This window comes from Glaciimonas sp. PCH181 (assembly GCF_003056055.1).
GTDB lineage: Bacteria > Pseudomonadota > Gammaproteobacteria > Burkholderiales > Burkholderiaceae_D > Glaciimonas.
On sequence record NZ_PYFP01000001.1, the window covers coordinates 2,735,882 to 2,750,014 of the forward strand.

Genomic DNA, 14,133 nt, shown 5'->3' on the forward strand with positions numbered 1-14,133 from the left:
TACTGTAGAAAGGGCAGTTAATGTAACATTTTGTTGCAAAGTATCGGTCAATTGTTGCGATGGTCGAACCGCAAATGAGAGTGTCTATTTTTATAGACGATACGTATGCAGGTATCGGAACACGTTTCGCTATTAAGAATAACCGGTTTTACTGCGCTAACCGCAGCACTTTCAGTTCTGATTGCGTTGCGAATATTTAGTGCGAGTAATTACATCGCAGACTGCCGCTCAGGTTAAGCTTAATTGCAATTATGCAGACATTCAAATCGATAATAGAAAATCGGGCTATTGCCGAGGTAGTAATACATACAAGTACGCATGCCCTCTACAATAGCGTATTCGAATCTACGCATCCAGCAAAAATACATGACCACTCCTCATTCCGACGTATACGCGATCGGTGACCTGCAAGGCTGCTATCAAAGCTTGGTCGGGTTATTAGCGCGCATTGACGATGCTACGCCAAATGCCAGATTGATTTTTGTTGGTGATTTGGTGAATAGGGGGCCGGATTCACTGGCGACATTAAGGCTGATCCGTTCATTGGGTGACCGTGCGCAGTCGGTATTAGGCAATCACGACCTGCATTTATTTGCGGCCGCGCATGGAATTCGCAAATTGCACCGTCAAGACACACTGGCGCAAGTGCTTGATGCGCCAGATCGTGAGGAATTGCTGGAGTGGTTACGACATCGGCCGCTGGCATTATTTGAGAACGATCATTTGCTATTGCACGCGGGAGTTTTGCCGCAATGGTCCGCAAATCAAACTTTAAGCTTGGCGCGCGAAGTCGAGGCTATTTTGCAAGGCCCTAATTGGGTCGGCTTTTTGCGTGAAATGTATGGCAATGAGCCGACACGCTGGGATGATGCACTTCAAGGTAATGCTCGCTTACGCTGCATCGTCAATGCATTGACCCGGCTACGCTTTTGTACCGAGGATGGGACGATGGAGTTTGCTGCAAAAGAAAGTACCGGCGCTTCTCTGCCCGGTTATTTGCCTTGGTTCGACGCTCCGAGTAGAAAAACTGCCGATGTTACCGTCGTATTTGGTCATTGGTCGACGTTGGGACTGACATTGCGACCAAATTTGATTGGTTTGGATACAGGTTGCGTCTGGGGTGGAAAATTGACAGCCGTGCGACTGCGAGATCGCGCATTGTTGCAAGTGAGCTGTCCGCAAGCACAAAAGCCGGGATAACGCTGCGGTTAGATTGTTGCTTGCCTGAGTTCTGACTAGGCCGAATGGATCGATTTATCTAGCAATGACTGTACGATATCAGCCTGCTCCTCCGATTGCCCCTGCCCCAATGCCTCCGCTATCGCCGCATGCGCGATTATTGCCAGATTGCGTCTATGCATTTCCAGGGTCGCAATTGATGCCAATTGAATCAACTCCGCCTTCATCGGCGGTGCTTTCATGATGGCAATCATGCTCTGCGCAAAGGTCATATCACCGATAAAATCGGCCGCCGAATGCAAGTTTCCTGCTGCGTCGACGTAGCGCAATGCATATGGCTGGATTGGCACCTGAGCATCCACCGCCGCCTCGAACAAATTTGCATGAAAAGGCAATATTGCGCCTTGAGCCGCAGTCGTGCCCTCGGGAAAGAAGGCGACGCGCTCGCCCGCATGAATGCTGCTGACCAAGCCCTGAAAAATGCGACGGACATCGCGCTGTTTACCCCGAGCGATAAAAATCGTATCGGCCTGCGCGCACAGCCACCCAATCAACGGCCAGTCGCGGATATCTGACTTAGCGACAAAACGGCAAGGCTCGATCGAATTAATCACAAAAATATCCAGCCACGACACGTGATTAGCAATAATCAATGCCCTGGATGGTGCATCAAGATGATGGGGATTTTGAATCTCGACAGTTACCCGACAAATGGCTAATACCTTCATCGACCAGTCGCGAATCCGCTCATGACGGCCGGCAGCATCGGTAAACGGAAACACAAAAGCGCACGTCGCCAGTCCGGCGAACAAGTGCGCGATTATTCGTAACAAACGATAGGCGATCATGCCTGTTCAGCCGCCCGTTCGTAAGCAATGTGACCGGCAACAATGGTCGCCTTTACCTGTCCTGTCAGCTCGTAACCCAAAAACGGCGTGTGCTTGCCCTGACTAGCCAGAGTTTTGGCTTCCACCGTCCAGCGTACTGCTGGATCAAAAAGGCAGATATCAGCTATGCTACCGACCCCCAATTGACCTGCAGGCAACCCTGCAACGCGTGCGGCATCGGTAGTGATTTTAGCTAATGCGCGGCTGAGTGGTTGTTCTGAAGCGGCAACGTTTTCTTCCGCCCATTTGAGAGCTAACGATAATAGCAACTCAAGACCAGTTGCGCCAGGCGTAGCCTCACCGAACGGCAGCAATTTTTCATCATCATCGACCGGTGTATGATCCGAGCAAATCGCATCTATCGTGCCATCAAGCAATCCTTGGCGAATCGCATCACGGTCGCGTTGCGAACGGAACGGCGGCGTCATTCTGGCATTTGAATCAAAGAAACCAATATCGATCTCAGTCATATGGACGTGATGCGCGCCGACGTCGCAAGTAATCGGCAGACCTTCCTTTTTAGCCTGACGTACCAACGCAACGCCCGCACCAGATGAAATCCGGCATAAATGTACGCGTGCACCGGTGGCCCGCACCAACTCAAAAATCGTGTACAAACGGATGGTTTCTGACATGACCGGCACACCAGATAAACCCAAGCGCGAGGCGACGGCACCACTATTCGCAATACCGTCGTGACCAAGATATGGATCTTGTGGACGCAGCCAGACGGTGAAATTAAACGTCTGCGCATATTGCAACGCACGCAATAGCACCGTGGTATCGAGAATCGGCGCATCCGCTTGCGCAAAACCGATGCAACCAGCGTCGGTTAACTCAGCCATTTCCGTCAGCTCACGCCCTTTCAGCCCCACCGTCAACGCGCCGAGTGGATAGACATGCGCCTGATTCAACGATTTTGCGCGATGCTTCAACATTTCGACCAGACCGGGTTCGTCTAGCACCGGATCGGTGTCTGGCGGACACACCAGACTTGTCACGCCGCCCTGCATTGCCGCTTGCATTTCGGATTCCAGCGTGGCTTTGTATTCATAGCCGGGCTCACGCAAACGCGCACTTAAATCAACCAGACCAGGAGCAACGATCAGGCCACTCGCATCGATCGTTTTATTCGGGCTGAAATCGGCAGGAGGCTGACCGATACCCACAATCTTGCCGTTAGCAATATAGATATCTTGGCTGGCGTCGATACCATTTGCAGGATCGATCAAATGGCCGTTTTTAATATGCAGTTTCATGTGTTATTTTTTCTTGTTCAGGTATTTTCAGAAAACTCAATTCCCAGCCAGAATACTCATCACCGCCATCCGCACCGCGATCCCAAACGTGACTTGCGGCAGAATCACCGCTTGCGCACCGTCTGCAACGGCGGAATCAATTTCGACGCCGCGATTCATTGGCCCCGGATGCATGACGATTGCGTCAGGTTTTGCCAGCGCCAGTCGCTCTGGCGTCAAACCGTAACTCTTGAAAAATTCCTGCGCTGACGGCAGCAATGCACCGGTCATACGTTCATTCTGCAGACGCAACATAATGATCACATCAACGCCCTTCAGACCTTCGTTCATGTCGGTAAATACCCGCACACCCATTTGCTCCAATCCACTCGGCAACAGCGTGCGTGGACCAATTGCCCGCACTTCCGGCACGCCCAATGTCGTCAGCCCATGAATATCTGAGCGAGCAACGCGACTATGCAGAATATCGCCGACAATCGCCACCGTCAGATTGGTGAAATCTTTTTTGTAGTGACGAATCGTGTACATGTCGAGCAGACCCTGCGTCGGATGTGCATGACGACCATCACCCGCATTCACCACGTGCACGTGCGACTGTTTGGTATCGATCAGATGCTTGGCAATCAGATACGGGGCACCTGACTGAGAATGGCGCACCACAAACATATCCGCATGCATGGCGGCAAGGTTGTCGATCGTATCCAGCAACGATTCGCCTTTGCTGGCGCTGGAGGCAGAGATGTTCAGATTGATGACATCGGCTGAGAGCCGCTTTGATGCGATCTCAAACGTCGTCCGCGTACGGGTGGAGTTCTCAAAAAACAGGTTGAAGACGCTTTTTCCGCGCATCAACGGTACTTTTTTGACTTCGCGGTCACTGATACCGACGAAAGAAGACGCCGTGTCCAAAATGTGCGTCACCACCGAAGTCGGTAACCCTTCGATGGTCAACAGATGTTGGAGTTCGCCGTTTTTATTGAGTTGAGGATTAAGCATTACGATGTACCGTCAGAGAGAGTTCGCCATTGTCGGCGCGTTGAAGTTCTAGCGATTCGCCGGCGACCAGCGACACGGTATCGGCGACAAAATCAGCGCGTATCGGCAGCTCACGTCCACCTCGGTCGATTAATGCTGCCAGCATGATTTTTGCCGGTCGACCGTAGTCGAATAATTCATTAATCGCAGCGCGTGTGGTGCGTCCGGTATACAGCACGTCGTCCACCAACAAAATGGTGGCGCCATTCACATCGAATGTAATTTGGGCTGGTTTGACGTCAGCGCGCAGGCCTTTTTCCGCAAAGTCATCACGATAAAACGAAACGTCGATAAAGCCTAAACGATCGTTATCAGTGAGTTTCAGGGCTGCCATCAAGCGCTCGGCTAGCCAGGCGCCACCGGAATAAATGCCGACTACGGCGACATTTTCAGCATTGGCTAAACCGGCAATGACTTGCTTTTCCAGGACCTGATAAAGCGCTTCGGCATCATATGTTGCGTGAGATGTTGTCATGAAAATTCATCTTTTTGTCAGTATGCAATCTGGTTAATCATAAAGTCCGCATGAGCCTGCCGTAAAGTTGGCGCAGCTCAGCCCCCTAAATCATCGAAATATTGCTGCAAAATGATCGCCGCAGCACGGTCGTCAATTAACTCACCGCGTTGATGTTGGATGACTGCCGACGAATAACGCTCATCAACGAGCACCACGGCGACGCCATAGCGCCCATGCAATTGGTTGGCAAAACGACGACAACGCACGCTCATTTCATGCGGTGCGCCATCTGGATGTAAGGGTAAGCCGACGATACAACGTGTAGGTTGCCACTCTTTGAGCAAAGTGGCGATTTCGATAAATTTGGCATCGTTGCTGATGGCGCTGATGATGGTCAAAGGTTGCGCTTGCTTCAGCAAAGTATTACCGACGGCAACGCCCACGCGTTTGAGGCCGAAATCAAAGCCGAGAATAGTCTCCATTAACGCGTCACCGCTGCAGGTTCAGCGCCTGCCATCAACTCATGCACGACCGGATTCTCCTGTCAGCATGTAGGGATCAATGCCGAGCAATTTAAGCGCCGCAACAAAGCGCTCTTCCACCGGCAAATCGAAAATGATAGACGGATCAGCGACCACGGTCAGCCAGCCATTGCGGGCAATTTCATCCTCGAGCTGACCGGCATCCCAGCCGGAACAGCCCAAACTGACCATCAATTGCGTCGGACCGGTGCCATGAGCAACCTCTTCCAACACATCTTTTGAAGTAGTCATTGCAATGTGATCCGTGACTTTAAGCGTCGATGAGTAGATTTTGAGCGGCGAATGCAGCACAAATCCGCGCTCCACCTGCACCGGACCGCCAAACATCACCGGTCGTGCCGACATGCTGTCGCCAAATTTAGCGTGGCTGTCGGAGTAAGCGGCGGCATGCGTATGCTGCGGAGCAATTTCCAGCGTCAGATCAATGCGTTCAAATAGCACGTCCATCGTCATATCGGTTGGCTTATTAATGACAACGCCCAGCGCGCCATTCACGTTATGTTCGCACAAATAGACGACAGTTCCGCCAAACACCGGGTCTTGCATAGTCGGCATGGCGATCAGAAAATGATTCGTCAGATCCAGCAGAGAGGGATCGGACAAGGTAGAAGTCGCCGTCAAGGTGTCAAGCGGCGCGGATACTGCGGGATTTTTGTGTTGCTTAGCCATGACCGACATTTTATCAGTTTTAAATGCCGCTATCCTGCTTTGAATAGCGCCCGTCCTAGCGTAAAGTACTGGATTTGGGATCAATCCAACTTGCCAGACTGCAATCTACTGCATTTCAGTTTTTTCGGCTTTATCCTACACCCTCAAGTAAAGCCACATAACTGTTTAAACCAAACACCCCGACGCAGACAGCGCGACTGTATGGCAAGAAGGGCCAGCGATGCATAAACAGTTATGCCGACTTACTTACCAGTCTCTTCATTTTTTAGGTCTACGCTAATATGCCTCAATTTGACAAGTCTCTCGTCTGGTTTCGTCGCGACCTGCGCGTATTCGATCATGCCGCATTGCATCATGCGCTGAAGGCTAGCCGTGCCGTATTTTGCGTGTTCGTGTTTGACACCGATATTTTGGAACCGTTGCAGAACGCAGGATTAAAAGCGGACCGCCGCATTGAATTTATTCACGCCAGCATTCTGGAATTAGACGCAGAGCTGCAAAAGCTGGGCGGCGGCCTGATCGTGCGGCACGGCGCGGCAATGACAGAAATTCCCGCCTTGGCGGCGCAATTAGGCGTCGATGCCGTGTTCGCCAATCGCGACTACGAACCGCAAGCTGTCGCCCGCGATCTCGCTGTGACAAACGCTTTGGCGGGGCATGGCTGTGGCTGGCATAGCTATAAAGATCAGGTTATTTTTGAAATAGATGAGGTCTTATCGCTATCTGCGAAGCCTTTTTCGGTGTTTACGCCCTATAAAAATGCCTGGATGAGACGGCTGGCTGCGGCAGACGGTGAGTTTTTCTTAAAACCGTATCCCATCACGCCTTACGCAGAGCGGTTAGCAACCCTCCCGCCGCCGCATGTAACCGCGATACCGACATTGTCAACGCTGGGCTTTGAACCGACCAATCTGAGCGCACTAAAAATCCCTACAGGTATTTCCGGAGCGGAACAATTGCTGGAAGATTTCATGCCCAGAATCGGTGATTACGAAGAGACGCGCAACTTTCCTGCCGTGAAAGGGCCGTCTTATCTTTCAGTGCATTTACGTTTCGGCACAATTTCAATCCGGACGATGGCACGTCAAGCTTATCAAACGATGCGTCAGGGCACAGAAGGAACTGGCGCAGCAGTATGGTTATCTGAACTGATATGGCGCGATTTTTATTTCATGATTTTGCATCACCATCCTCACGTGGCGCAACGCGCATTCAAACCGGATTACGACGCGATTGCCTGGGAAAGCGGCGCACACGCGGAACAGGTTTTTCAGGCCTGGTGCGACGGCCGCACCGGTTATCCGTTGGTAGACGCTGCTATGCTCCAAATCAACCAAACCGGTTATATGCATAACCGCCTGCGGATGGTCGTTGCATCGTTTTTAATCAAAGACCTTGGTATCGACTGGCGCTGGGGCGAGGCTTATTTTGCGGCGCAGCTTAACGACTTTGATTTATCCGCCAACAATGGCGGCTGGCAATGGGCGGCTTCATCAGGTTGCGATGCCCAACCCTACTTCCGCATCTTTAATCCGATTACCCAATCAGAAAAATTCGATAGCGAAGGAAAATTTATCCGGCGCTATCTGCCGCAATTAAGTGGCCTGAGCAACAAAGCGATCCACGCGCCGTGGCTGGCTACGCCGATCGAATTACAGAGCGCAGGCATCAAGTTAGATGTCGACTATCCAAGGCCGTTGGTGCAACACGATGAAGCGCGCAAGTTAACACTGGCGCGCTACGCTGTAGTGAAAAAAGTAACGATTGAGCAATAATTTAGTCAATGGCCTAACTATAAATAACAGTTAGGCCTGTAAAAAGGCCTAACCTAAAAGCCCCGCCCGAAGACCTATCCCTTTATCAAGGTACAGATAGCGCCACTTCTTTGCGTATAAACGTCCCTATCATTCCTAACAGCACGTCTTCCTGATAAGGCTTGCCAAGATAGTCGTTCACGCCCAATTCCATTGCATACGTCCGATGTTTGGCTGCCGTCCGCGACGTAATCATAATGATGGGGATGTCACGGGTACGCTCATCGTTGCGAATATTGCGTGTCAAATCGAAGCCATCCATCCTCGGCATTTCGATATCCACCAGCATCAAGTCGGGCGTAATAGCCTGCAGCTGTTGCAGCGCATCGATACCATCTTTCGCCAGCACGACCTGATAACCTTCACGCGATAACAAACGCTGAGTGACACGTCGCACGGTCAATGAATCATCGACCACCATGACAATTTTTTGGGTGCGTAATCCCGGCACCGGTTCAAATGTCTTTTCAGCTCCAGGATTATCGGCAACCGCACCAACTGGCAGCACATGCTCAATTTCAACTGCATTTGCATTCTGCATGATCGGTGCAGTCTGCGGTAAGCGCATCTCCTGCATATACCGTTGCGCCAACGGAACCGGGTTCAAAATCAATACAACCTCACCCGAACCCAATACCGTTGCGCCCACGATGCCGATCAAACGGGATAACTGTGGGCCGATATTTTTAACAACCACTTCGCGGTTCCCAATAATTTCATCGACGTGAATCGCTACACGATCATTGCCACTGCGCAAAATGATGATCGGCGTGTATTGCTGCGTTACCGGGGCGACATGATGCTTGCCTAATAATGTCGACAAATAATGCAACGGCACTCTTTGCTCTTGCCATAACACCGATCCGTCGTTGTAGGCGCTTGCCAATAAGGTCGCTTTCAACTGCAGCACTTGCTCAACCAGCGCCGACGGCACGGCGTAAGTATTCCCGCCAGTAGAGAAAATGACGACTTGGGTCACAGCAAGCGTCAGCGGCAGGTGAATGGTGAAATGCGTGCCTTTACCAGCCTCACTGGTGACGGCAACTCGGCCGCCAAGCGCTGCGGCTTCCGAGCGCACGACATCCATGCCCACGCCCCGACCGGCAAGTTTGGTAATTTCTGTCACGGTGGTAAAGCCCGGTCTAAAAATCAAATCGGTGGTCTCTACATCAGAGAGTTCCTGATGGGGATGTAATAGGCCGATCGATTTAGCTTTACCGCGAATTTCGGGCAGATTCAAACCTTGCCCATCGTCAGATAACTGGATCAATACTTCATTACCGTTCTGACGAATTTCGATCTTCAATTCACCAATATCGCTTTTGCCAGCGGCACGCCGCCCCTCACGACTTTCAATCCCGTGCACGATCGCATTACGCAATAAATGTTCGAATGGTCCGACCATCTTTTCCAGAACGCTTCGATCAATCTCAACCGTACTTCCGCGAATATCCAGATTGACCCGTTTATCCATCTCCTTCGATACCTGGCGCGTCAGACGATATAAGCGCTCGGCAACACTCGCAAACGGGACCATTCGCACGTGCATCAAATCCCGTTGCAAATCGCGCGTCAACCGTCCTTGTGTGACGAGGTCGGTATTAGCATCATCGACCGTTTTGGTCAGCGTTTTTTGTAGCGTAGAAACATCATTAACGCTCTCTGCCATCATCCGCGTTAGTTCTTGTAAACGCGTGAAGCGATCAAACTCAAGCGGATCAAATTCTCGCTCGCCAGCCAGTGTCATACGGGATGACATCTGCGTTTCTGCCTGTATTTCGATCTCGCGCAACTGCCCGCGCAAACGGTCAACGTTTTCGGTTAACTCCAGCAATGATTGCTGCAATGTACCGACGCCAGATTCCAGTCGCGAGCGGACAATCGCCACTTCACCGGCTTGATTTACCAGCCGATCCAGCACTTCTGCGTTAACCCGCACTTGCGCCACAGCGGCAACATTGGATGTGGCGGCCAACACTGGTGCAGTTCCCGTTGCACTTATAGGAACGACGACTGAAGATGACGTCATTGCGATTGACTGATTGACTGACGCTGCGGAATGCGGTTGCGGGTGCTCTAGATTCTCGAACATCTGCACGCCGTAATCGTAATGCGCCAATAACTCATCGATCATATGCGGCGATGGCGTCGCACTATATAACGTGGCCGCGATATGGCTTTCCATTTCATGCATATGCTGGCCGAGTACCATTGCTCCGGCCATGCGCGCACTGCCTTTGATAGTATGCAAATGTCGCAAAATGGCTTGTGCGGTTTCTACCGGAATTGGCGCAACCGATTGATCATTAACGCTATTAACATTGATGATACTTGCCGACTGTTTCCAACTACGTAGCCCACTTTCGATTTGAGGCAGAATGTCGCGCCCCTCCTCCAAAAATATCGGCAATAAATCAACATCAATCTCATCGCGCAACGCCAGCGCCGGATCGAATTCTATCGGCGCAGCTTCATACGCTTGCGATGTCACCGCTATAGTCGGGAGCCCGATAACCATCGCGCTTTGCGGTGCATCCTCCGATAAAATCGGCGCTATAGACGTAACAACCGACGTGACGTGAACAGTATCTTCTGCCTGTTCTTCTGATTGCTGCGAATCAACCGTCAATCCAATGGCTGCATCGCCAACAGATCCGTTGAGCAGGCTAACGTCAGACGGATTCGGCGGTATGTGCGATAAATCTTCGAGGGCCAAATTTTTATCGGAATCGGGATCGAAAGCAGCAAAGCGCACTTCCTGCCCGTGTCGTAAACTATCCAACGTGCTGACCAATGCCGGTTCGTAATAAGGCATATCGCTTTGTGCAAACTGCTGCAACATCCACTTGGCACGAGAGACCGCCTCATCGATTATGTCGAACTCTTGCGCTCGCACTGGCGTTAGCTGCATCGCCATCCGCTGCAAAACCATTTCTAGCGCGTGTGCGACATCGCGTAATGGCTTAAAGCCAACCGTCGCAGAACTTCCAGCCAGCGAATGCGCCGCGTGCATCGCGTGGACGGCTACCGGCCGCTCTGGCTCATGCCGCCACTCGGAAAAATCTTGCGATAACAAACGAACTAACTGGTCGGTTTCAGATAAATAAATGTTGTACAACGGCAGACTAATGGACAAGTCGCCAATTTTTTTAATACTGTCGTCCTGCCGCAATTCGGGCAAGCCGGGAAAACTGATAATGGCTGCGGAAGGATCGATTCCCGTCAACTTTGGCACCGTGACGGCAATCTCAATATCCTCGTCCTGCGCATCCCGATATTCATATTCATGCTGAGAAAAATCATCAATATCCGTCAACGTTGGTACATCTGGCAACGCTGAAAAAAGCACCATCTCAACATCTGATACTGCAATTTCTTCTGCCTGAGTTGGTAATGGCGGCAAGTCAGCGATTTGCTCAGCTACATCAGTCGCTTCAATAAAATCGGTAGCCGACTCAACCGCTGGAACCAGCTCGCCATCGCGCATTTTTTGTGCGCACTCAGACAGTATCTGCGCGGTGCGTGGTGAATCTCCCTTAAGGTAGATTTCCTTTATCCAGTCGTCCAGAAATACAAAGGCTTGGTCCAGCAGCGCGTACAAAGCTGGCGTACCTTCTTTATTCTCCGTCAGCCAACTGTTCAACACCTGCTCAATGCTCCAGGCGGCATCGCCAAATGCATTCATGCCGATCATCCGGCTGCTACCCTTCAACGTATGAAAGGCACGCCGCAATACCACCAAATGTTCCTGATGAAGGGGCGCGAGACGGGCTTTAGGGATAGTAAGACGAACGCTGGTTAAGACTTCTTCCGCCTCGGATAAGAAAATTTCCAACAGCTCTGCATCAGCCTCTTCTTCGGTTACTTGCGCTGGTATCGACAAACTATTATTCGACGCATTTTCAACAAGATGACGTGGCTGAAGGGTTGCAAGAAGGTCGCTCAAAGATTGTTGCGAAAGAGCAGTGTTCGCATCATTCAGCATATTTAACGCAGCTTGCGCGCGCTCGGTCGCGGCGTGATCATCGCTCAAGGCCGCATCGACCCGCATCTGCGTCAACGATTGCTGGAGCTGAGTCAGCAAGATTGGATTCTGTGGCTCTTCCATCAGCAACAGAATCAACTCAATTGCGCGCTGCTGACGCTGTAACAATTCCTCTTCTACTGTCGGCAAATCGGGTAACGACAATAATGGTAATGACGCAATATTTGAAGCTGCGGCGAGGTTATCACCAGAATTTTCGTTGAGGATATTGTCCTGCGCGGACGGCGCAAGTGCCATCGTCGCGGGCGTCACAGAAATCGACAGATCGGGATGCGACAACTCAGGTATGGCGGACATGACAATCGGCGCATAAGGCAGCGTCGCTGCCTTATGCCGCCGGTCTAGCAGATCGACACGATAAACACCGCGCTGTGCGTCGAAATTCAAGTGAATACTGGGTGCATTCGATCCATCGGGTTGATGATGCATGGTCTCTACATAGAAACTCAATGCCCCAATGTTTTGCGCAATCCGTTCAAATTCCTGTTGCCCCGGCGTCGGTGCATCCGGCGCATCCAAAAACTGTTGTAGCGTGGCGCGGGTATGCGTGACGACAGCTAAAGCCTCAGGCTCTTCTTGTATCGCCAGCGCGCCTTGAATCTGATGCAGGACGTGATCGATCTGCGGCAGCACATCGCGCTTTTCTGGCGCACCGAAATACACGTCTAACAAATTTTCTACGTGACGCAGACTGGTTAATATTTCCCCAGCCAACGCTCTGACAACTTTTTTCTGTTGCGCAGCGCGGTAAATATCGTCTAACCAACGTGCAGGCGCTGACGGAGTTTCACCCGACATCACCGACAGCAAATGCACAGTTATTGCATCCGCGTGCTCAGAAAAATTCGCTGGCAGACGGTTGATTTGTGTCAGTGTATTTTCGACAAATAACAAACTGGTAGCAATCTCCAGACCTATCGGCTCGCCCGGTCTGGAATGGGCGGCATGCCGCGCTATGCCGCTGAGCTCTCGCAGTAGCTTGGATAAGGATGGAGCATTTAATTGGCAACCGGCACTGCTTAAGCTGAGCATTTCCTGCTCAAACTCGTCCGCCGCGCTGGCATCGCCTGCGGCTAGCCGATCCCAACTATTTTTAGCGCGGGCAACATGTTCTTTCGCATCACGCAGGGCATCAAAATTGACCTGCTCATACAGGCGTGTCTGAAAGTCTGCGGGCACCACACCATCCAGACGATAAATGCTACGAATCTGCGCGTTGAGGGCCGACGGCTTTTGTATTCCGGCAACGAAAAATAAGGCATCGCGTAGTAGCCGCTCGGAGGTACTCGACGATCCCTGACTCAAACGACGTAACTGTAAATTGATACGCGCAAACAGCTGTTTTACATACAATTCATTTGGCACTTGCGCGTGCGCCACACCATCGGCGAAGCCTTGCATAACCCACCAAAATGCCCGCGCTTGCTGGTTATGCTGTAACTGCACGACCTCGGCAATTACGGCACACATGCTGGTGGCATTGGCTAACTCCACTGCGGTATCGGCGCTTTTTAAAAATGGCAACAACGCCATCTCGAAACGCTTACGCAGCGACAGATAATCAATCACATGATCAAACCCCGCGCTGCCAGACGTGGCGGCTTCTGCAAATTGCGGACGTATCGTGAGATCGGGAAAAAACAGATCCGCTGGATGCACTCTGTCGGCACCGCGAATTTCTAGCAGGGCTTTGTAATAAGGAAATAATTTGACTGGCTGATGCGCGCCGCCTGATAAAAGGTCTTCCAGATATTCGATGAGCGCCTGATAAGCATTTTGAATGCTTTGGACGTGCGCAGTCGTTACCGCCGTACGACCCAAAGCTTGCTCCGCAAGCGCACGCTCAAGCAAATCTTCCACGGTTTCGGTAATGATCGTGACGCCATTAATGTCCACCATCTGCAATGCGCCGTGGGCTTGGTGCAGATACGTTTTCGCGTAATGCAAAGCGGTAGTGCGATCGTATGGAAAGGCAGCCGAATTCCCAGAATGAGAAGTAAGCAACTTTGGCTTAGTATCTGGCGTTGCATCTGGCTTTGTGAGGTACTGCAAAGCGCTGATGGACTGCCCGAGCGCTTCGCGAATTTCGTTCATTACCCAAGATAATGGGCCGGTATCGAGCTGCGCCGCGACAACTGCGGACTGGCTTGGAAAATCGGTGGTCATGACTGCCTCATCGGTTCAACGGGTCATCAATCGGGCACTGTCCGCTCAGGTTTAGCCCATTTGACAGGCCCTGGCGATAC

Annotated in this window: 9 protein-coding genes; 2 read left to right on the forward strand and 7 right to left on the reverse strand. The window is 51.5% G+C overall.

Annotation, left to right across the window (positions count from 1 at the left end; translation table 11 throughout):
• Positions 1 to 366 precede the first annotated feature (366 nt).
• The gene (locus tag C7W93_RS12505) at positions 367 to 1,200 is read left to right on the forward strand and encodes a symmetrical bis(5'-nucleosyl)-tetraphosphatase (RefSeq protein WP_108440303.1); all 834 of its coding nucleotides are present in this window, start codon (positions 367 to 369) and stop codon (positions 1,198 to 1,200) included.
• 35 nt (positions 1,201 to 1,235) lie between these two features.
• On the opposite strand, the gene C7W93_RS12510 is transcribed toward C7W93_RS12505, so the two are convergent.
• The 6 genes from C7W93_RS12510 to C7W93_RS12535 all read right to left on the reverse strand — a co-directional run bounded on the left by C7W93_RS12510 (position 1,236) and on the right by C7W93_RS12535 (position 6,037).
• Positions 1,236 to 2,027 (reverse strand): 1-acyl-sn-glycerol-3-phosphate acyltransferase, encoded by a 792-nt coding sequence (locus C7W93_RS12510; protein ID WP_108440304.1) that lies wholly within the window; start codon positions 2,025 to 2,027, stop codon positions 1,236 to 1,238.
• Positions 2,024 to 3,325 (reverse strand): dihydroorotase, encoded by a 1,302-nt coding sequence (locus C7W93_RS12515; protein ID WP_108440305.1) that lies wholly within the window; start codon positions 3,323 to 3,325, stop codon positions 2,024 to 2,026. The genes C7W93_RS12510 and C7W93_RS12515 overlap by 4 nt, the downstream gene beginning before the upstream one ends.
• A gap of 36 nt (positions 3,326 to 3,361) precedes the next feature.
• Positions 3,362 to 4,321: an aspartate carbamoyltransferase catalytic subunit gene (locus C7W93_RS12520; protein WP_108440306.1), complete on the reverse strand. Its 960-nt coding sequence runs from the start codon at positions 4,319 to 4,321 to the stop codon at positions 3,362 to 3,364.
• Positions 4,314 to 4,835, reverse strand: coding sequence for a bifunctional pyr operon transcriptional regulator/uracil phosphoribosyltransferase PyrR (gene pyrR, locus C7W93_RS12525; protein WP_108440307.1), 522 nt, complete (start codon positions 4,833 to 4,835; stop codon positions 4,314 to 4,316). Before pyrR ends, C7W93_RS12520 begins: the two co-directional genes overlap by 8 nt.
• 77 nt (positions 4,836 to 4,912) lie before the next feature.
• On the reverse strand, positions 4,913 to 5,299 hold the full coding sequence (ruvX, locus tag C7W93_RS12530) for a Holliday junction resolvase RuvX (protein ID WP_108440308.1): 387 nt from the start codon (positions 5,297 to 5,299) through the stop codon (positions 4,913 to 4,915).
• A 39-nt stretch (positions 5,300 to 5,338) separates the two neighbouring features.
• Complete coding sequence (locus C7W93_RS12535) at positions 5,339 to 6,037, reverse strand: YqgE/AlgH family protein (RefSeq protein ID WP_108440309.1); 699 nt, start codon at positions 6,035 to 6,037, stop codon at positions 5,339 to 5,341.
• Positions 6,038 to 6,309: 272 nt separating this feature from the next.
• Between C7W93_RS12535 and C7W93_RS12540 the strand changes: the two genes are divergently transcribed.
• The gene (locus tag C7W93_RS12540; protein WP_108440310.1) at positions 6,310 to 7,803 is read left to right on the forward strand and encodes a deoxyribodipyrimidine photo-lyase; all 1,494 of its coding nucleotides are present in this window, start codon (positions 6,310 to 6,312) and stop codon (positions 7,801 to 7,803) included.
• 85 nt (positions 7,804 to 7,888) lie between these two features.
• Here the strand turns inward: C7W93_RS12540 and C7W93_RS12545 are convergent, their stop codons facing one another.
• Positions 7,889 to 14,053: an Hpt domain-containing protein gene (locus tag C7W93_RS12545; RefSeq protein ID WP_108440311.1), complete on the reverse strand. Its 6,165-nt coding sequence runs from the start codon at positions 14,051 to 14,053 to the stop codon at positions 7,889 to 7,891.
• Positions 14,054 to 14,133 lie beyond the last annotated feature (80 nt).

Coding starts and splice junctions, on each gene's coding strand:
- ruvX (WP_108440308.1), bottom strand. CDS start 5,299: ATGGAGACTATTCTCGGCTTTGATTTCGGCCTCAAACGCGTGGGCGTT.
- C7W93_RS12520 (WP_108440306.1), bottom strand. CDS start 4,321: ATGCTTAATCCTCAACTCAATAAAAACGGCGAACTCCAACATCTGTTG.
- C7W93_RS12505 (WP_108440303.1), top strand. CDS start 367: ATGACCACTCCTCATTCCGACGTATACGCGATCGGTGACCTGCAAGGC.
- C7W93_RS12510 (WP_108440304.1), bottom strand. CDS start 2,027: ATGATCGCCTATCGTTTGTTACGAATAATCGCGCACTTGTTCGCCGGA.
- C7W93_RS12515 (WP_108440305.1), bottom strand. CDS start 3,325: ATGAAACTGCATATTAAAAACGGCCATTTGATCGATCCTGCAAATGGT.
- C7W93_RS12540 (WP_108440310.1), top strand. CDS start 6,310: ATGCCTCAATTTGACAAGTCTCTCGTCTGGTTTCGTCGCGACCTGCGC.
- C7W93_RS12545 (WP_108440311.1), bottom strand. CDS start 14,053: ATGACCACCGATTTTCCAAGCCAGTCCGCAGTTGTCGCGGCGCAGCTC.
- C7W93_RS12535 (WP_108440309.1), bottom strand. CDS start 6,037: ATGTCGGTCATGGCTAAGCAACACAAAAATCCCGCAGTATCCGCGCCG.
- pyrR (WP_108440307.1), bottom strand. CDS start 4,835: ATGACAACATCTCACGCAACATATGATGCCGAAGCGCTTTATCAGGTC.